Source organism: Streptomyces sp. NPDC047130 (genome assembly GCF_040643475.1).
In the GTDB taxonomy this organism is placed as follows: domain Bacteria; phylum Actinomycetota; class Actinomycetes; order Streptomycetales; family Streptomycetaceae; genus Streptomyces.
Genome location: NZ_JBEYUK010000016.1, coordinates 50,013 through 68,899 on the forward strand (window position 1 = coordinate 50,013; position 18,887 = coordinate 68,899).

Annotated in this window: 14 protein-coding genes; 4 read left to right on the plus strand and 10 right to left on the minus strand. The window is 72.1% G+C overall.

Features of this window, described 5'->3' with window-relative positions; translation table 11 throughout:
• Positions 1–158: 158 nt before the first annotated feature.
• From ABZ836_RS19950 to ABZ836_RS19985, 8 genes are all read right to left on the minus strand, one after another.
• Positions 159–740: an ATP/GTP-binding protein gene (locus tag ABZ836_RS19950; RefSeq protein WP_159535964.1), complete on the minus strand. Its 582-nt coding sequence runs from the start codon at positions 738–740 to the stop codon at positions 159–161.
• A complete protein-coding gene (locus ABZ836_RS19955) occupies positions 721–1,308 on the minus strand; it encodes a DUF742 domain-containing protein (RefSeq protein ID WP_356137728.1) in 588 nt (195 codons plus the stop codon). Before ABZ836_RS19955 ends, ABZ836_RS19950 begins: the two co-directional genes overlap by 20 nt.
• A 96-nt stretch (positions 1,309–1,404) precedes the next feature.
• A complete protein-coding gene (locus ABZ836_RS19960) occupies positions 1,405–1,818 on the minus strand; it encodes a roadblock/LC7 domain-containing protein (protein WP_108954969.1) in 414 nt (137 codons plus the stop codon).
• Between the two features lie 10 nt (positions 1,819–1,828).
• Positions 1,829–4,942, minus strand: coding sequence for a nitrate- and nitrite sensing domain-containing protein (locus tag ABZ836_RS19965; RefSeq protein WP_361143917.1), 3,114 nt, complete (start codon positions 4,940–4,942; stop codon positions 1,829–1,831).
• A 469-nt stretch (positions 4,943–5,411) separates the two neighbouring features.
• Positions 5,412–5,987, minus strand: a complete 576-nt coding sequence (locus tag ABZ836_RS19970; RefSeq protein ID WP_356137724.1) for an ATP/GTP-binding protein — start codon at positions 5,985–5,987, stop codon at positions 5,412–5,414.
• The gene (locus tag ABZ836_RS19975) at positions 5,968–6,360 is read right to left on the minus strand and encodes a DUF742 domain-containing protein (protein WP_356137722.1); all 393 of its coding nucleotides are present in this window, start codon (positions 6,358–6,360) and stop codon (positions 5,968–5,970) included. The genes ABZ836_RS19970 and ABZ836_RS19975 overlap by 20 nt, the downstream gene beginning before the upstream one ends.
• A gap of 111 nt (positions 6,361–6,471) precedes the next feature.
• The gene (locus ABZ836_RS19980; RefSeq protein WP_108954246.1) at positions 6,472–6,894 is read right to left on the minus strand and encodes a roadblock/LC7 domain-containing protein; all 423 of its coding nucleotides are present in this window, start codon (positions 6,892–6,894) and stop codon (positions 6,472–6,474) included.
• A complete protein-coding gene (locus ABZ836_RS19985) occupies positions 6,895–10,734 on the minus strand; it encodes a nitrate- and nitrite sensing domain-containing protein (RefSeq protein ID WP_361143922.1) in 3,840 nt (1,279 codons plus the stop codon). It lies immediately after the preceding gene.
• Between the two features lie 622 nt (positions 10,735–11,356).
• On the opposite strand from ABZ836_RS19985, the gene ABZ836_RS19990 reads away from it, so the two are divergent.
• The 4 genes from ABZ836_RS19990 (at position 11,357) to ABZ836_RS20005 (ending at position 15,297) form a co-directional block, all read left to right on the plus strand.
• Positions 11,357–11,536: a hypothetical protein gene (locus ABZ836_RS19990; RefSeq protein WP_361143925.1), complete on the plus strand. Its 180-nt coding sequence runs from the start codon at positions 11,357–11,359 to the stop codon at positions 11,534–11,536.
• 107 nt (positions 11,537–11,643) lie between these two features.
• A complete protein-coding gene (locus ABZ836_RS19995; RefSeq protein ID WP_356137007.1) occupies positions 11,644–12,420 on the plus strand; it encodes a fumarylacetoacetate hydrolase family protein in 777 nt (258 codons plus the stop codon).
• Positions 12,413–13,927: a glutamate--tRNA ligase gene (gltX, locus tag ABZ836_RS20000; protein ID WP_356137005.1), complete on the plus strand. Its 1,515-nt coding sequence runs from the start codon at positions 12,413–12,415 to the stop codon at positions 13,925–13,927. The genes ABZ836_RS19995 and gltX overlap by 8 nt, the downstream gene beginning before the upstream one ends.
• 233 nt (positions 13,928–14,160) lie before the next feature.
• A complete protein-coding gene (locus ABZ836_RS20005) occupies positions 14,161–15,297 on the plus strand; it encodes a serine hydrolase domain-containing protein (protein WP_356137003.1) in 1,137 nt (378 codons plus the stop codon).
• A gap of 98 nt (positions 15,298–15,395) precedes the next feature.
• Here the strand turns inward: ABZ836_RS20005 and ABZ836_RS20010 are convergent, their stop codons facing one another.
• Positions 15,396–16,787 carry a hypothetical protein gene (locus ABZ836_RS20010; protein ID WP_361143930.1) on the minus strand — a complete coding sequence of 464 codons (1,392 nt, stop codon included), beginning with the start codon at positions 16,785–16,787 and terminating at the stop codon, positions 15,396–15,398.
• Positions 16,788–16,933: 146 nt separating this feature from the next.
• Entirely contained in the window at positions 16,934–18,532 is a 1,599-nt protein-coding gene (gene cimA, locus ABZ836_RS20015; RefSeq protein ID WP_361143933.1) for a citramalate synthase, read from the minus strand.
• Positions 18,533–18,887 lie beyond the last annotated feature (355 nt).

Sequence of the window (18,887 nt, forward strand, 5' to 3'; positions counted from 1 at the left end):
GGCCCGTCCACTCCCCCTCGGGGGTGGGCGGGCCTTCTCGCGTCGTCCACGGCCCCCTGCGCGCCGCGGTTCGCCCCGCCGCCCACCGCCTTGCCCCCGGAGAACGCCGGAACCCGGCGCTGCCGTGGCGGCGCCGGGTTCCGGGGTGAGGCCGGCGGCTAGCGGAGCCGGGCCATCAGGGCGTGCTCGACGAGCGTGATGAGGGTCGACTTGGCGTCGGCCCGGTGGCGCGCGTCGGTGGTGATGATCGGAGTGTCGGGCCCGATCTGCAGCGCTTCCCGCACCTCTTCCGGCTGGTACGGCTGCTGGCCGTCGAAGCCGTTCAGGGCGATGACGAAGGGGAGACCCGAGTTCTCGAAGTAGTCGACCGCGGGGAAGCAGTCGGCGAGACGCCGGGTGTCCACCAGGACCACCGCGCCGATGGCGCCGCGGACCAGGTCGTCCCACATGAACCAGAACCGGTCCTGGCCGGGGGTGCCGAACAGGTACAGGATCAGGTCCTGGTCCAGGGTGATGCGGCCGAAGTCCATGGCGACCGTGGTGGTCGTCTTGTCCCCGGTGTGGGTGAGGTCGTCGATGCCCGCCGAAGCAGACGTCATGACGGCCTCCGTGCGCAGCGGGTTGATCTCCGAGACGGCGCCGACGAACGTGGTCTTGCCCACGCCGAAGCCGCCCGCCACCACGATCTTCGCGGACGTGGTGGAGCGGGAAGGACCGCCGCTAGAGCTTGCGAAGTCCACTGAGCACCCTTTCGAGCAGTGTCACGTCTGGCTGGCCGCCGGCGTTCTCGTCGCCGCCGGGCTGATGGATGGCGACCAGGCCCGCCTCCGCCAAGTCGGCGACGAGGATCCTGGCCACGCCGAGAGGGATCTGCAGCAGGGCCGAGACCTCGGCGACCGACTTGATCTCCCGGCAGAGGTTGCAGATCCGCTGATGCTCGGGAAGCTGCCCCTGCATCTGGTGCGGCTGCGCGGTGGTGTGCACCAGCGCCTCGATGGCGAGCTGGTAACGGGGCCTGGTACGGCCGCCCGTCATGGCGTACGGACGCACCAGGGGGTTCTTGGCGGACGGAGCGGGCTCGGCGTTGCGCCGCTGCTGCGCCCCTGACCGGTCGTACGGAGCAGTCGGCTGCCCGTACGGGGACTGCTGCCCGTGACCCGGTCCCTGCGGGTGCTGGGGAGCATACGGCTGCTGGTGCTGGTGGCCCGCAGCGGAGGAAAAGTCGTACGACTGCTCGCCGTGCTGCCCGTTCTGGCCCTGGCCGTAAGACCAGCCGCCCGGGTTCGGACCGCCTGGGGGTGTTGCCACTCTCTCTCCTCCTCCAACTGTGCCGGGCACCCAACGTGTGGAAGCCGCGTCCCGAAACCTTACGGTCTCGGGACGCCAAGACGCACGTGGTGTCTGCTAGTTGAGCAGGCTTCCCTGAAGCTCCGCACGAAGATCCGGCGTAAGTACCGTACCCGCACGGTCGACCAGGAGGGCCATCTCGTATCCGACCAGACCGATGTCCGCCTCGGGGTGGGCCAGCACGGCCAGTGACGAACCGTCCGAAATGGACATGATGAAGAGGAATCCCCGCTCCATCTCGACCACCGTCTGGTTCACATGGCCGCCCTCGAAGATCCGCGAGGCTCCCGCGGTCAGCGAGGTCAGACCCGACGCGACCGCCGCGAGCTGGTCCGCACGGTCACGGGGGAAGCCTTCCGACATCGCCAGAAGGAGGCCGTCGGCGGAGACCACCACGGTGTGGGAAACACCGGGGGTGTTGTCCACGAAGTTGGTGATCAACCAGTTCAGGTTCTGCGCCGCCTGGCTCATCGGGCTCACACTAACGCTCCTGGTTGTAGGTGCTGTCAGGACCACGGAATTGGTTCCCGTCGGCCTGGCCGTTCGTTTCGTTCCCGGCGGTGCGTCCGCGCTGGACGCCCCGCCGCAGGTTGCTCAGCCGGCCCCGCACTTCGTCGGGGTTGCGGGAGACCTGCGGGCCGCCCTGCGGTGTCGGCTCGGCGGTGCCCTCCACGAGGTTCGCCTTGGGCACCCGCTTCGGCAGGCCGGAGGAGGTGACTCCGCCCGCCTTGGGCTTGCGGAGCTTGGAGGCGGACTCCCAGCGGTCGTCGTTGGACGAACGCCAGTCGTCGCCCGCCGCGGCCTGCTGCCGGCCGTTGCCCTGGCCGGGCCCGGCCGGACCGGCCGGGCCGCCCGGGCCGCCCGTGAAGCCTCCGCGGCGCGGAAGTCCGGCGTCGGTGGTCGCCGGGCCCTGGCCGAAGCCTACGCCGTCACGCATGCCCACGTCAGGACCCTGCGGGGATTCCGCTTCCTGCGCGTACCCGTCGCCGTAACCGTTGCCGTAGCCCTGCTGCTGCTGCCAGTCGTCCTGGTAGGACTGCTCGCCGTAGTTCTGGTAGGCGTCCTGGCCGTCGGCCTGGGGGCCGCCCTGACCGGCGTCCGCATAGCCCTGCTCGTAGCCGTTCTCGGGGGCGTAGTACGACTCGTCGTAGTTCTGCGCCTGGTCCTGGTAGCCCTGCTGCTGGTCGAAGCCGCCGTCCTGGTAGCCCTGACCGTCCTGGTAGTTCTGGCCCTGACCCTGACCCTGGCTCTGGGCCTGGCCCTCGCCGTAGCCCTGGTCGTCGCCGTAGCCCTGCTGGTGGACCTGGGCCTCCAGCGCGGCGCGGCGCTCCTCGCGGAGCATCTGGCGGCCGACCGGGTCGAGCTCGCGGACGTCCTCCGGCACCTGCTGGTAGCGGGTGTCGTCGAAGCCCAGCTCGGCGGCGGTCCGCAGCGGGGCCTGCTCGACGGCGGCCTGCTGGTACGACTGCTTCGGGATGATCTGCGAGACGGTGAACTCGTCCGCCGGCAGGTCCTGGGCGGCGCCGCCGTGGGTGATGTTGTCCGGGAGCATGACCAGCGAGGTGGTGCCGGCCTGCTCGCCCGAGGGGCGGAGCTGGACGCGGATGCCGTGCCGGTCCGACAGGCGGCCGACCACGAAGAGGCCCATGTGCTGGGAGATCGCGGCGTCCACGGTCGGCGGGTTGGCCAGCTTGTGGTTGATGTCCGCGAAGTCCTCGGCGGTGAGGCCGATGCCCTTGTCGTGGATCTCGATCATGATGCGGCCGTCGGGCAGGCGGGTCGCGGTGACGCGGACCTTCGTCTGCGGGGAGGAGAACGTGGTGGCGTTCTCCAGCAGCTCGGCCAGCAGGTGGACGAGGTCGGTCACGGCGCGGCCGTGGATCTCGGCCTCGGGCACGCCGGCCAGCTCGATGCGGTCGTACTGCTCCACCTCGGAGGAGGCGGCGCGCAGGATGTCGACCAGCGGGACCGGCTGGTCCCAGCGGCGGCCGGGCTCCTCGCCGGCGAGGACCAGGAGGTTCTCGCCGTTGCGGCGCATACGGGTCGCCAGGTGGTCCAGCTTGAAGAGGTTCTCCAGCTGGTCCGGGTCGGCCTCGTTGTTCTCGAGGTCGGTGATCAGGGTCAGCTGGCCCTCGATCAGCGACTGGTTGCGGCGCGACAGGTTGGTGAAGATCGCGTTGATGTTGCCCCGGAGCAGGGCCTGCTCCGCGGCGAGCCGGACCGCCTCGCGGTGGACCTGGTCGAAGGCGCGGGCGACCTCGCCGATCTCGTCGGTGGTGCTGATCGGGATCGGGGTGACACGGGTGTCGACGCGGCCCGGGTCGGTGCGCGAGAGCTGGTCGACCAGCATCGGCAGGCGCTGCTCGGCGACGTCGAAGGCGGCGTTGCGCAGGTCGCGCATCGCGCGGCTCATCTGGCGGGCGACGAGACCGGCCAGGATGAAGGCGGCGATCAGGGCGATGAGCACGGCGCCGGCGGCGAGGAAGGCGGCCGTCCTGGAGTCGTCGGCGACCTGCTGGGAGCCGTTCACCGCGGCGTCGGCGAGGTCGGCCTCGATCGCGCCGTAGGCCTCGAACTTGGGGTCGTTGACCTCCTGCCAGGTCTGCGCGGTGATGCCCATCTGCTCGAGGGCGGCCGCGCCCTCGGGCGTGGCCGGGTTGTACTTCATCATCGCGGCGATGATCTGGGTCGTGTCGGTCAGGTTCTTGTGGAACGGCGTCTCGGTCGCCGTCTTCTGGAACTGCCGCTTGATCTCGACCGTTTCCGCCTCGAGACGCTCGTGGTCCTCGTCGCGGCCGGCGCCGGTGTACTCCTCGATGGCGATGCGCTCGAGGTAGGCGAACGAGTAGAGGGTCACCAACTGCTGCTGGACCCGCTCCGGGTCCGGCTTCACCAGGATGTGCGTACCGACGGAGCGCTGCAGCGACAGGGCGCCCTTGGTCAGCGAGATGGCGTACGCGGTACGGCCGTAGGAGACGACGTTGCCCTCGTCGAGCGTGAGCTCGTTGGCGAAGTCCATGAGGGGGTGGATGACCTTGATGTACCCCTCCTCCGTCTGGGTGCCGGGCAGCGCCTTGGTGTAGGCGCCCTGCCGCAGCTTCGCGAGGAGGCCCTCGGAGTCCTCGAAGATGCGGATGCGCCGCTCGAGGGAGTCGCTCTCCGGGGCGTCGAGGAGGAGCTTGTCGAAGTCGGCGGCCGCCTTGTCGGTCCGCTGGCGGACCTCCTTGACGACCGGGTTGTCCGCGCCCTTGCCCTCCAGGAGCGGGGCGGCACTGCGGTCACGCTCCTCGGAGAGGGCGTCGGCGTAGTCGAGGGCGCCACGGACGATGCGCGCGGTGGCCGCGGCGTCCTCGGCCTCCTGCCAGGTGTCGATCGATCCCTTGACCTCGACGGCAGCCAGAATGAGGCCGAGGACCACGGGTATGAGCAGGATCGCGTTCAGACGCGTGCGGACACGCCAGTTGCGCGGCGAGAAACGACCTCCGCTCGCCTCCGGCGCGGCCACCGGCTCGGAGCCGGGCAGCTCGTCCGCGCGCGGGGGCGGCGTGAAGTTGCCCCGCGCCGACGGCTCGGGTCCGTTCTTGCGTTGCCTCACTCGACCAACAACCTCTCGGCGGTCGGCACCTTCGTCGTGCCGCGGTGTCTCTGGGCCCTTGTGACCAATGGGCAGTTCTGGCATTCCAGCATGTGGGGAGGGACAGTTCCAAACGTCCGGATGGGACTGGACCGCACACGGAACGCCACCCGCAAACAGGACATAAGGACCGTCGACCGGCAAAAGGCGGGGAGTTTGTGCGCGCAGCGACATCGCCCGACCGCGCCCTGTCGCAGGAGGTGACCGATATCTCTGTCGAAATGTTATGAACACCCGCCACCGGGTGGCCCAGGCCACAGGGGCCTGTTGAGGCATGTCATAACACGGGTCGCAACTGTGCTGCGCGGTGGCGCACTTGGCCTGCGCGGCAGCGCATTCTGAGTGCTCGCGGCCGCCCCCGCGCGCCCTAACGGACGGCGGAACCCGGCCGCGCCGCCGGGGCGCGACCGGGTTCCGGTGAAGTGGCCGGCTAGCGCAGCCGCGCCATGAGCGCGTGCTCCACCAGGTTGATCAGGGCGCCCTTCGCGTCGGCGCGGTGCCGGGCGTCGGTGGCGATGATGGGGGTGCCCGCGCTGATCTGCAGGGCCTCGCGCACCTCCTCCGGCTGGTACGGCTGGTGGCCGTCGAAGTTGTTGAGCGCTACCACGAACGGCAGGCCGGAGTTCTCGAAGTAGTCGACCGCGGGGAAGCAGTCGGCGAGACGCCGGGTGTCCACCAGGACCACCGCGCCGATGGCGCCGCGGACCAGGTCGTCCCACATGAACCAGAACCGGTCCTGGCCGGGGGTGCCGAACAGGTAGAGGATCAGGTCCTGGTCGAGCGTGATGCGGCCGAAGTCCATGGCGACCGTGGTGGTCGTCTTGCCGGACGTGTGGGTGAGGTCGTCGATGCCCGCCGAGGCGGAGGTCATGACGGCCTCCGTGCGCAGCGGGTCGATCTCCGAGACGGAGCTGACGAACGTGGTCTTGCCCACGCCGAAGCCGCCCGCCACCACGATTTTCGCCGAGGTGGTCGCCCGGCCCCCGTCAGAGGTTGCGAAGTCCACTGAGCACCCTTTCGAGCAGTGTCACGTCCGGTGCACCGCCGTTGTTCTCGTCGCCACCCGGCTGGTGGACGGCGACCATGCCCGCCTCGGCGAGGTCGGCGACCAGGATCCGCGCCACGCCCAGGGGCATGGACAGCAGGGCGGACACCTCCGCCACCGACTTCACCTCCCGGCAGAGGTGACAAATGCGCTGGTGTTCGGGGAGCAGTCCCTGGGTCTGTGCCGGATTGGCGATCGTGCTGATCAGCGCCTCGATGGCGAGCTGATAGCGCGGCCGGGTCCGGCCGCCGGTCATGGCGTAGGGCCTGACCAGCGGCCCCTCATCACCGTACTGGTCTCTGTACGGATCGTGAGCGGCGGTGGGCGGGTTCATGCATCCTCCGGGCGGACAGCAAGTCGGGTGGAAGTGCCGCTGGCCGGTGGGGGGTTGCGTTCATGACGGCCGGACGGTGGGGGGTGTCGGTCACATGGCGCGGGCAGGGCCTCAGCGGAGCAGGCTGCCTTGGAGCTCGGCGCGCAGGTCGGGCGTGAGCACGGCGCCCGCGCGGTCGACCAGCAGGGCCATCTCGTAGCCCACCAGGCCGATGTCGCACTCGGGGTGGGCGAGCACGGCCAGGGACGAGCCGTCGGAGACGGACATGATCAGAAGGAAACCACGTTCCATCTCGACGACCGTCTGGTTCACATGGCCGCCCTCGAAGATCCGCGAGGCGCCCGCGGTCAGCGAGGTGAGTCCCGACGCGACCGCGGCGAGCTGGTCGGCGCGGTCACGCGGGAAGCCCTCGGACATCGCCAGGAGCAGACCGTCGGCGGAGACGACGACGGTGTGGGAGACCCCGGGCGTGTTGTCCACGAAGTTCGTGATCAACCAGTTCAGGTTCTGTGCCGCCTGGCTCATCGGGCTCAACTAACGCTCCTGCTGGTGAGTGGGGCTGGGGTAGGAACCGGTCTGGCCCGAGGAGGCCTGCCGTCCCTGCGCGATGCCCCGGCGGAGATTGGTCAGCCGGCCTCGCACGGCGTCGGGCGCGCGGGAGACCTGCGGCCCGCCGGTGTGCTGGTTCTGCTGCGCCGTGCCCGGGACGAGGTTCGCCTTGGGTACGCGGCGCGGCAGGCCGGACGTCGTGACGCCGCCCGCGCTGGGCTTGCGGGCGCGCTCTGCCTGGCGGGAGAGCTCGTCGTTGGGCGAGCTGCGCCAAGGGGCCGCCGACGGCCGCTGGGCCGGTGCCCCGGCGCCGGGCCGCTGCTGCTGCGGGGTGCCCTGCGCGGGCTGCTGCGGGCGGCGGGCCTGACCCGGTCCCTGCTGCGGACCGTTCGGACGGCCGGCCTGCGGCTGCTGCGGCCGGCCCTGCGGGGCCGACTGCTGCTGCCCCGCCGCCTGCTGCTGGCCGGCGGCCTGCTGCTGGCCGCGGAACCAGTTGGTCTCCAGCGAGTCGAACAGCGGGGTGCCGCCGTCCGCCCGGCCGTCGGCCGGCGGCAGGTCGCCCTGCTGGGGCTGCTGCGTGCCGTAACCGCCGTAGCCCTGCTGCCCGCCGGCCTGCGGCTGGGCGAACTGGCCGGTGGACGAGGGGTCCTGGGCGGGGTACTGGCCGGGCGCCGGGAACTGGCCGGTGGAGGAGGAGTCCTGGGCGGGGTACTGGCCGGGCGCCGGGAACTGGCCGGTGGAGGAGGAGTCCTGGGCCGGGTACTGGCCCGGCGCCGGGAACTGGCCGGTGGACGAGGAGTCCTGCGGCGCGGCCCCGTAGCCCTGCTGCGGGTACTGGCCGGCGCCCGGACCGGCGCCGTACTGCGGAGCCTGCGGCTGCTCGGGACGGGCACCCTGCTGCGGGTGCTGCCGGCCGGGCGCCGGGGTCTGCTGCGGCGGGACGGGGGCGTCGAAGTCCGGGCGCGGGAACTGCGCCGTGGAGCCCGGGCCCTGCTGGTCGTCGATCCGCGGCAGCTGGGAGGTCTGCTGGAACTCCTCGTGCCCGCGCGGACCCTCGGGCGGGGAGCCGGCCGGGCGGCGGTGCTGCGGGCCGGTGCCGCCGGGCAGCTCCGGGCGCGGGACGCCGCCGGAGGCCGGCAGCTGGGGCTGGCGCTGACCGGGCTGACCGGCCTGCGGGCGGCCCTGCTGGGGGGCGCCGCCGCCCTGGCCCAGGCCCTGGCCCATGCCCTGCGCGTTGCCCGGACCGGGACGGCCCGGGTGCGGGGTGGGGACGGAACCGGTGCGCTGGGCGGGGACCTGGCCGCGGTTCTGCTGCGGCCCGGACGCGCCCGGGAAGCCGGCCTGCGGGGACTGCGCGGCCTGCGGGGACTGCGCGGCCTGGCCCTGGGGGGCCGGTGCCTGCGGGCCCGGGGTCTGCGGGGCCTGGGCCGAGGGCCCGCCGCCGAACCCGGTGCCGGTGCCGGGACGGCCCTGGCCGGGCCCGCCGCCGGGCATGCCGCCCTGGCCGCCGGGACCACCCTGGCCGCCGGAGCCGCCCTGACCGAAGCCGCCGCCCGCACCGCCCTGGCCGAAGCCGCCGCCGGGGCCGCCGGAGTCACGGCCGGGCAGCGCCGGACGGGCGCCCGAGCCGATCGCCGTGCCGCCGCCGCGCCGGGCCGCGGCCGCGCCGGCAGCGGCCGCGGCGATGCCGCCGCCCTGACCGCTCTGGCCGGCCTTGGGCACCGCCTTCTTGTCGCCCTGCGCGACGTCCACCGGGAGCATGACCAGCGCGGTGGTGCCGCCGGAGTCCGAGGGACGGAGCTGGATGCGGATGCCGTGGCGCTGCGACAGACGACCGACCACGAACAGGCCCATGCGGCGGGAGACGGACACGTCCACCGTGGGCGGCGCCGCGAGGCGCTCGTTGATCGCGGAGAGGTCCTCGGGCGAGAGGCCGATGCCGGTGTCGTGGATCTCGATCAGCGCGCGGCCGTCGGGCAGCGCGTGACCGGTGACGCGGACCTTGGTCTGCGGGGAGGAGAACGAGGTGGCGTTCTCCAGCAGCTCGGCGAGCAGGTGCACGAGGTCGTTGACGACGCGGCCGGCGATCTCGGTCTTGGGGACCGTGGCCAGCTCGATGCGCTCGTACTGCTCCACCTCGGAGGCCGCGGCGCGCAGCACGTCGACCAGCGGGACCGGCCGGGTCCAGCGGCGGCCGGGCTCCTCGCCCGCGAGGACGAGGAGGTTCTCGCCGTTACGGCGCATGCGGGTGGCGAGGTGGTCCAGCTTGAACAGCGAGGAGAGCTGGTCCGGGTCGGCCTCGCGGGACTCCAGCTCGGAGATGAGCGTCAGCTGGCGCTGGATGAGGCCCTGCGAGCGGCGCGAGAGGTTGGTGAACATCGCGTTGACGTTGCCCCGGAGCAGGGCCTGCTCGGCGGCGAGGCGGACCGCCTCGCGGTGCACGTCGTCGAAGGCCGCGGCCACCTGGCCGATCTCGTCCCGGGAGTGCACACCGACCGACTCGACGGTGGTGTCGACGTCCTGCGGGTCGGCCTCGGAGAGCTGCTTGACCAGCTCGGGCAGGCGGTCCTTGGCGACCTTGGTCGCGGTGTCCTGCAGCCGGCGCAGCGAGCGGATCATGGAGCGGGCCACCACGAAGGCGCCGACCAGGGACACGCCGAGCACGACGAGGATCAGGACACCGGAGATCAGCGCCTCGCGCTGGGCCTCGGACTGGAGCTCGCGGGCCTTCTGCTCCATCTCCTCGAGGAGCGTGTGCTCGATGCTGCTCATCGACTCCAGCTTGGTGGAGGCGTCGTCCACCCAGTCCTGGTAGGACTGCTTGCCCACGTTACGGCTGCCGTTGGGGCTGAGCACGGTGTCCGCGTACTTGTCCGCGGCCTCGATCACGCTGTTGTTGCCGAGCGGGTCGAGCGTCTTCTGGGCGCCGGAGCCGTAGATGGTCCGGAAGGTGTCCAGCTCGCTCTTCTCGCCCTCGACGGCGGCCTCACCGTAGAGGCGGTCGTTCTCGGAGATGTCGGCGAACGAGGAGGCGTCCTTGGGCAGCGAGGCGGCGATGACCGCGCGCTGCATGGACGCGTACTCCTTGGCGCTGGAGAAGGCGGCCAGGGCGCGGGTGCGCTGGATCATCTCCGGGTTGCTGGTCGCCTCGGCCATGTCGGTGGACAGGTCGAGCAGCTGGGTGATGACACGGTGGTACGACTCGACGGTCTGGGTGGCGTTGTCGTCGGCGTCGTAGGCGTTCTTGCGGAGCTTGTTCAGGTCGCGCAGCTCGCCGACCAGGCCGACGAGGCTGTCGCGCACGCCCTGGAGCTGGCCGTCGCTGAGCTGGGCGTCGACGGCCTCGGTGTCCTTGAGGAACTGGGCCTTGGCGCGGTCGGTGCGCTCGCGGGGCGTCTTGACGCGGTAGTCGCTGTCCTTGCCGTCGTGGGCCAGCGGTCCGGCGGTGACGTCGCGCTCCTCCTGGAGCGCCTCGGCCAGCTCGGTGGCCTGCTTGGTCATCTCGGTGAGCAGCTGCATGTTCTCCAGCTGCTGCATGTCCTCGAGCGAGTCGCTGATGCGCAGGCCGCCGAGGGTGGTCGCGGCGACCACGGGCAGCGCGAGGAGCGACACCAGGCGGGTGGAGATGCGCCAGTTGCGCAGGGCTATCCGGGAGCCCGGGCCCGTCGGTCCGTTGCCCGCCGGCTTGATGGGCGGGGCCGCGGGGGCGGCGTCCGGTCCCTGGCCCGGAGGCTGGGCGTGCTGGGGCGAGGCACCGCGTGCGGTCCCGTTGTGTGGCTCCGGCTCCGCCGAAGCGCTGCCATCCCTCTTGAAACGTCCCTGCACTAGCGTCGCAACCTCTGGACCAGGCGTCCCTCCGGGGGGAGGGGACGGTGTCGGCGTATGCGAGGGCGCGTTCGGGCGGCGCCCCCGTTTGGTGGTCGTGAAGTGACCTTCTCGGTCGGATCGACCGGCGCTTCTTCCCCCTCCTGAACCGCGCCCGCGGCTGTGTCACGCCGGAGCGTCGGCATGGTGCTCCCACGACGGTCCGTGGAATTCCAGCACAGTGGCCGATCCTCAACAAGGCCCGTAGGGGTGCCCGTGACCCAGATGACACCGTGTACCGAGCATGTCACCCGGTGTGGACGTTCATCTTGGACAAACCGGATGTTCCCCCAGGTTCCGCCGGGCGCGTCCCGCTGTCCCAGTCGCGATGATCAGGAGCGGAATGCAGACTTTCACTTGGGTTTGTCCGGTATGCCTCGACGACCGAATGACCCGTTCTGCCGGAAATGACGGCCCGGAGCGTGAGGAAAATCACTAAGGTTTCACGGACCCTTCACCCCTCGGGCGGGGAGGCCCGCACTTAGCCTGACGTTTTAGTCTGAACCCTTGACAGGACCGCCGGGAATGCCGCCCGGCGGCCGCCGACGCCGCAGCACCCGCCACCCGAGGGGTCCGAACGACAGTGAAGACGAACATGAGCTCTCGCATCACCGCCAACCCGCGCCGCACCACCCTGGCGCACCTGGAAGACGCCGCGCACCTGCTCGGCGAGGAGCGGGAGCACTCCGTCGACCTGCCGGCGCAGACCGCGAACCCCCGGCGCACGGTGCTGAACGAGGCCCCGGTCCGCGCCGCCGAGTAGCCGGCCCCCGGCGCGGTCCGGACGGTGCGCCACCCCGGCCCCTTCCTCCGCGTTAGCCTGGAGCGTCAGACTCCGGCCGGCAGCTCAGTGAGGGGCATCAGGATCCCGTGCGCATCGCCAGATTCTCCATCGACGGGAACGTCGCCTTCGGCGTGGTCGAGGGCGACCAGCAGGACGAACTCGTCCTCGACATCATCAAGGGCATCCCGTTCGCGGAATTCGAGCTCTCCGGCACCAAGGTCCCGCTGAGCAAGGTCCGCCTCCTGCCGCCCGTCCTGCCCAGCAAGGTCGTCGCGTTCGGCCGCAACTACGCGGAGCACGCGGCGGAGATGGGCGGGGAGGCCGCCGCGGAGCCGTTCGCCTTCTTCAAGCCGTCCACCTCCGTGATCGGCTCCGGCGACGTCGTCCAGTACCCGTCCTTCTCCCAGGAGCTGCACCACGAGGCCGAGCTGGCCGTGGTCATCGGGCGGATGTGCCGGGAGGTCCCGCGGGAGCGGGTGAAGGACGTGATCCTCGGCTACACCTGCGCCAACGACATCACCGCCCGCGACGTGCAGCGCCGTGAGCAGCAGTGGGCACGGGCCAAGGGCTTCGACACCTCCTGCCCGCTCGGTCCGTGGATCGAGACCGAGCTGGACCCTTCCGACCTCGCCGTCCAGTGCACGGTCAACGGGCAGCAGCGTCAGCTCGGCACCACCGCGCAGATGGTCAACTCCGTCGAGGACCTGGTCGTGAACATCTCGGCGGCGATGACGCTCCTGCCCGGCGACGTGATCCTCACCGGCACACCGGCGGGCGTCGGCCCGCTCCAGGACGGCGACGAGGTCGCCGTCTCCATCGAAGGCATCGGCACTCTCACCAACAAGGTTGTCAAGCGTGGCTAGCGCACCGTCCCCCACCTCCTCGGCTCCGCTCGAACAGGGCGCACCCCCACGGGTCCGTTTCTGCCCCTCCCCCACCGGTAACCCCCACGTGGGCCTGGTGCGCACCGCACTGTTCAACTGGGCGTTCGCCCGGCGCCACCAGGGCACCCTGGTCTTCCGCATCGAGGACACCGACGCGGCCCGCGACTCGGAGGAGTCGTACCAGCAGCTCCTCGACGCGATGCGCTGGCTGGGCTTCGACTGGGACGAGGGCCCGGAGGTCGGCGGTCCGCACGCGCCGTACCGGCAGTCCGAGCGCATGGACATCTACCGCGACGTCGCGCAGAAGCTGCTGGACGGCGGCCACGCCTACCACTGCTACTGCTCCACCGAGGAGCTCGACGAGCGCCGCGAGGCCGCCCGCGCGGCCGGCCGCCCGTCCGGCTACGACGGCCACTGCCGCGAGCTGACCGCCGAGCAGGTCGCCGCCTACGAGGCGGAGGGCCGCAGGCCGATCGTGCGCTTCCGGATGCCGGACACCACGATCACCTTCGACGACCTGGTCCGCGGCGAGCTGACCTTCACCGCGGAGAACGTGCCGGACTACGGCATCGTCCGGGCCAACGGCGCCCCGCTGTACACCCTGGTCAACCCGGTCGACGACGCGCTGATGGAGATCACCCACGTCCTGCGCGGCGAGGACCTGCTCTCCTCCACCCCGCGGCAGATCGCCCTCTACGGCGCGCTGATCGAGCTGGGCGTCGCCAAGGCCGTCCCGCGCTTCGGCCACCTGCCGTACGTGATGGGCGAGGGCAACAAGAAGCTCTCCAAGCGCGACCCGCAGGCCTCGCTCAACCTCTACCGCGAGCAGGGCTTCCTGCCCGAGGGCCTGCTCAACTACCTGTCGCTGCTGGGCTGGTCCCTCTCCGCCGACCGTGACGTCTTCTCCGTCGAGGAGATGGTGGCCGCGTTCGACCTCAAGGACGTCAACCCCAACCCGGCGCGCTTCGACCTCAAGAAGTGCGAGGCGATCAACGGCGACCACATCCGGATGCTGGACCCGAAGGAGTTCGCGGCCCGCTGCGAGCCGTGGCTGCGGGCCCCGTTCGCCCCGTGGGCGCCGGAGGACTTCGACGAGGCCAAGTGGGCGGCGATCGCGCCGCACGCGCAGACCCGGCTGAAGGTGCTCTCCGAGATCACCGCCAACGTCGACTTCCTCTTCCTGCCGGAGCCGGTCCTCGACGAGGCGTCCTGGACGAAGGCGATGAAGGAGGGCTCGGACGCGCTGCTGCGCACGGCCCGCGAGAAGCTGGAGGCCGCCGACTGGTCCTCCGCGGACTCCCTCAAGGAGGCCGTCCTGGCCGCCGGCGAGGCCCACGGCCTCAAGCTGGGCAAGGCCCAGGCCCCGGTCCGCGTGGCGGTCACCGGCCGCACCGTGGGCCTGCCGCTCTTCGAGTCGCTGGAGGTCCTCGGCAAGGACGCCACGCTGACCCGCATCGACGCGGCCCTGGCGAAGCTGGCGGCGTAACGCGCTCCCGCCCCGAGGGCGGCGCCCGGAACCTCTTCCGGGCGCCGCCCTCCGGCGTTCCGCCGCCGGTGACCCGCCGCCGGTGACCATGAAACGCGCCCGCGGTGTGTGCGCGCGCACCGAATCGCGTCCCGTCCGTTCCCCCGCGCCGCCCCGCGCTCCTAGGGTGCTGGGGTCGGCAGGGGCGGGCGGTCGGGTCGGGCCCCGGACGGGAACAGGACGAGGGGCAGGGCGTGGCCGAGCTGAGCGGGTATGTGGACGAGCGGTTCGCGGCGGTGCGGGAGGCCGCCGAGGCGAATCTGGCGGTGGGGGCGGAGACCGGGCTGTCGGTGTACCTGGACATCGACGGGGAGCGGGTCGTCGACATCTGGGGCGGGTACGCCGACGCCGCGCGGACCCGGCCCTGGGAGCGGGACACCATCGTCAACGTCTGGTCGACGACCAAGACGCTGACCGCGCTGGCCGCGCTGATCCTGGTGGACCGCGGTGAGCTGGACGTGGACGCGCCGGTCGCCAAGTACTGGCCGGAGTTCGCCGCGAACGGCAAGGAGGGGGTGCTGGTCCGGCACGTGCTGAGCCACACCTCCGGGGTGTCCGGCTGGGAGGCTCCGTTCGAGACGGGCGCCATCTTCGACTGGGAGCGCTCGACGTCGCACCTGGCGGCGCAGGCCCCGTTCTGGACGCCGGGCGAGGGGTCCGGCTACCACCTGCTGAACTACGGGCACCTGGTCGGCGAGCTGGTCCGCCGGGTGAGCGGCAGGCCGCTGAAGCGGTTCGTGGACGAGGAGATCGCCGGCCCGCTGGGCACCGACTTCCGGATCGGCGCGCGGGAGGAGGACTGGGACCGCTGCGCCGAGATCATCCCGCCGCCGCCGATGGCGATGGACCCCGCCGCGCTCGACCCGCGGAGCGTGCTGATGCGGACCATGACCTCCGCGCCGATGAACGCGGAGGCCGCCAACACCCCGGGCTGGCGGCTCGCCGACATCGGCGGCGCCAACGGCCACGGCAACGCGGCGTCGGTGGCCCGGACCCTGTCGGTGATCTCGCGCGGCGGCGAGGTGGACGGGGTGCGGCTGCTGTCGCCGGCGACCGTCGACCTGATCTTCCGCGAGCAGGCCCATGGCGTGGACCAGGTGCTCGGACTGCCGCTGCGCTTCGGCATCGGCTTCGCCCTGCCGGAGCCGGCCGGGGTGCCGTTCGTCCCGGAGGGCCGGATCTGCTTCTGGGGCGGCTGGGGCGGCTCGCAGATCGTCATGGACGTCGAGCGGAGGATGACCTTCTGCTACGTGATGAACGAGATGAAGGCGGGGCTGGTCGGCTCCGAGCAGGGCGCGCAGTACCTGGGCGCGGTGTACGCCGCCGTCTGACCCGCCACGCGCCGCGCACGGGCGAGGGGGCGGCTCCCGGTGGTCCCGGGAGCCGCCCCCTCGCCGTGTCCGCGCGGGTCTTGGCGGTGCGGGCGGGGTCAGAAGCCGCCGCCGAAGTCGCCCCCGCCTCCACCGCCGAAGTCGCCGAAACCGCCGCCGAAGTCACCGGAGCTGAAGTCGCCGCCGGAGAAGTCGCCGCCCTCGTAGCCGCCGTAGCCGTCGCCCCAGCCCGCGCCGTAGGCGGGGCCGGCCATCATGCCGCCGAGCATGGTGCCCACCAGCAGCCCCGGCAGCAGCGCGCCGCCGAAGTAGCCGCCGGCCCACGGGCCGTAGGCGGGGCCCGCGTCCCAGTAGGGGCGGCGGTTGCCGTAGCCGGTGTCGACCTCGCGGATCATCGGCTCCAGCCCGTCCGCCAGCCGTGCCTGGTCCGCGGCGCAGACCGGCACCTCACGGGCCGTGCCGCCGGGCGGGGTCCAGCGCGCGTCGGCGACCGAGGGGCCGTGCCGCGGGTCGAAGAAGCAGGGGGACCGCCGCTCCGGCAGCGGACGGCCCTCCCGCCGCGCCGCCAGCACGGAGAGCGCGAACCGGCCGTCCTCAAGGGTCTCGGTGACGCCCTTGACGTCCTCGGGCCGCTTGGCGGCGGCCATCTTCCGCTTGGCGTCCTCGTAGCTGTCCAGCGCCCGCGCGTAGTCGCCGCGCATCGCGTCGTCGGCGCCGGGTCCGCCGGGGTGGAAGTCCAGCCGGTCCAGTTCCTCGCCGTACGCGGTGATGTCCTCGTCGACCACCACCCGCAGCCGCTCCAGCGCCTCCCGCTGCGCGGCCTCGGTGCGGCGGCGGCTCCGGCGGCTGACCACCAGCGCGCCGCCTCCGACCGCCGCGGCCAGCGCGCCCACGGTGACCAGCGCGCCGACGCCGTTGGCGGTGCCGTCGCTCCGGCCCTCCCAGCCGTCGGGCGCCGATCCGCTCATGGTGGACAGCGCGCGGTCGGTGAAGTTGTCCAGCTGCTGCGCGGCGGGCTCGCCGTCCACGCTCCGGGCCAGGTTGGCGACGGTCTGGCGGGACATCACCGAGGAGTCGGCCCGGGCGTCGAACCGGTCTCCCACCCGTATGCCGTAGACACCGGTGACGCCGGTGGCGGCGCGCAGGTCGGCGAAGATGCCGTCGGTCGGGTAGCCCTCGGGGAGGACCACCAGGAAGACCGACCGGTCGGCGCTCTCGATCCGCTGGGCGAGGGCGTCCGCCTCCGCCCGCGAGAGCTCGCCGGCCGCCTCCGGGTCGACGTAGACGGGGTCGCTGCGCAGGCTCTCGGCGATCTCGGACATGTCGGCGGCGGCCGGGGCCACGCTGAACTCCGCCGCGGCCACTGTCCCGGTGGGCGCGGCGGAGGCAAGGGGCACGCCGGTCACCAGAGCGGCCGACGTGGTCAGCAGCGTGGCCGCCGCCAGGGAGGCCGGTCGCCCGAGGCGCCGGCGGGTCGGGGTGCCCTTCATATGTTCGAAGGTACGCCCAATGAGGCAAAAGGGTGAAATGGGCCACCCCGCCCGTCCACCGGCCCGCCCGACTGCCCGGCTCCCCCGACTCCCCCGGCTCTCCCCGGCTCTCCCCGGCTCCCCCGCGCCCGCCGGCCCGCCGGGGGTCAGGCGGGTTCGACCCCGGCGCGCAGCAGGCCGTAGGTGTAGGCGTCGGCGAGCGCCTGCCAGGACGCCGCGATCACGTTGTCGGCGACGCCGACCGTGGACCACTCGGCGCGGCCGTCGGAGGTGGAGATCAGGACACGGGTGGTGGAGTCGGTGCCGGAGCGGCCCTCCAGGATGCGGACCTTGTAGTCGACCAGGCCGATCTTGGCCAGCTCCGGGTAGATCCGCTCCAGGCCCGCGCGCAGCGCCCGGTCGAGGGCGTTGACCGGGCCGTTGCCCTCGCCGGCGGCGTGGATGGTCTCGCCCTTGGCGGTCAGCTTCACCGTGGCCTCGTTGGCGTGGCTGCCGTCGGGGCGGTCCTCGGTGATCGCGCGCCAGGAGTCCACCTCGAAGTAGACCGGGAGGGTGCCGGCCTCGGCGCGCAGCAGCAGTTCGAAGGAGGCGTCGGCGGCCTCGTAGGTGTAGCCCCTGAGCTCGCGCTCCTTGACCCGTTCGACGACCCGGCCGACCAGCTCCCGGTCGCCGCCGAGGTCGATGCCGAGCTCCTTGCCCTTGAGCTCCACGGACGCCCGGCCGGCCATGTCGGAGACCAGCATCCGCATGGTGTTGCCGACCTGCTCGGGGTCGATGTGCTGGTACAGGTCCGGGTCGACCTTGATCGCGGAGGCGTGCAGTCCGGCCTTGTGGGCGAAGGCGGAGACGCCGACGTAGGGCTGGTGGGTGGAGGGCGTGAGGTTGACGACCTCGGCGATGGCGTGGGAGATCCGGGTCATCTCGCGGAGCCGCCCCTCGGGCAGGACGCGCTTGCCGTACTTGATCTCCAGCGCGGCGACCACCGGGAAGAGGTTGGCGTTGCCCACGCGTTCGCCGTAGCCGTTGGCGGTGCACTGGACGTGGGTGGCGCCGGCGTCGACGGCGGCCAGCGTGTTGGCGACCGCGCAGCCGGTGTCGTCCTGGGCGTGGATGCCCAGGCGGGCGCCGGTGTCGGCGAGGACGGTGGAGATCACGGCGTGGATCTGGGCGGGGAGCATGCCGCCGTTGGTGTCGCAGAGGACGACCACGTCGGCGCCGGCTTCGGCGGCGGTGCGGACCACGGCCTTGGCGTACGCGGGGTTGGCGCGGTACCCGTCGAAGAAGTGCTCGCAGTCGACGAAGACGCGGCGGCCCGCCGCCACCAGGTGGGCGACGGTGTCGCGGACCATCTCGAGGTTCTCGTCGAGGGTGGTGCGCAGGGCGAGTTCCACGTGGCGGTCGTGCGCCTTGGCCACCAGGGTGATCACGTCGGCGCCGGAGTCCAGGAGCGCCTTGACCTGCGGGTCGTCCGCCGCCGAGCCGCCCGCCCTGCGGGTGGCGCCGAAGGCGACGAGCTTCGCGTGCCGGAAGTCGACCTCCTCGCGTGCGCGGGCGAAGAACTCGGTGTCCCGCGGGTTGGCGCCCGGCCAGCCGCCCTCGATGAAGCCCACGCCGAACTCGTCCAGGTGCCGCGCGATGGCCAGCTTGTCGGAGACGGTGAGGTTGATGCCCTCCCGCTGGGCTCCGTCGCGCAGCGTGGTGTCGAAGACGTGGAAGGCGTCGTCGGGTCGGCTGGTGTCCGTCATGGTGGGAACTCCTGAACTGGTCGTCTCGGTCTGACCGGAAGGACCGGCTCCACCGTCTCCGGCCGTGCGCGCCTTCCTGCTCCGGCCGCGGGTGGGACCGAAACAAAGAAAACCCCTCGCGGGTGCGAGAGGTCTGCGCGCGGGTCGACGACGACGGTGACCACGCGTACGGGATACGTACGGGCCGTCACTGCGGACCGGCGCGCCTGCTGCCGATAATCATGGCGAACGAGGGCACGCGAGGAGTTTGGCACAGTCCGCCCCGCGACCGGCCGGGTGTCTCAGAATACGGGCGAATCGTCCCAGGACCTGGAGTTCCGTCCCAGGTGACGGCCCCGAGGGGCGACTGCTCCTC

Bases quoted from the DNA above. Each gene is read 5' to 3' on its own strand.
- ABZ836_RS19960 (WP_108954969.1), bottom strand. From the start codon at position 1,818: ATGAGCCAGGCGGCGCAGAACCTGAACTGGTTGATCACCAACTTCGTG.
- ABZ836_RS19975 (WP_356137722.1), bottom strand. From the start codon at position 6,360: ATGAACCCGCCCACCGCCGCTCACGATCCGTACAGAGACCAGTACGGT.
- ABZ836_RS20010 (WP_361143930.1), bottom strand. From the start codon at position 16,787: ATGAAGGGCACCCCGACCCGCCGGCGCCTCGGGCGACCGGCCTCCCTG.
- cimA (WP_361143933.1), bottom strand. From the start codon at position 18,532: ATGACGGACACCAGCCGACCCGACGACGCCTTCCACGTCTTCGACACC.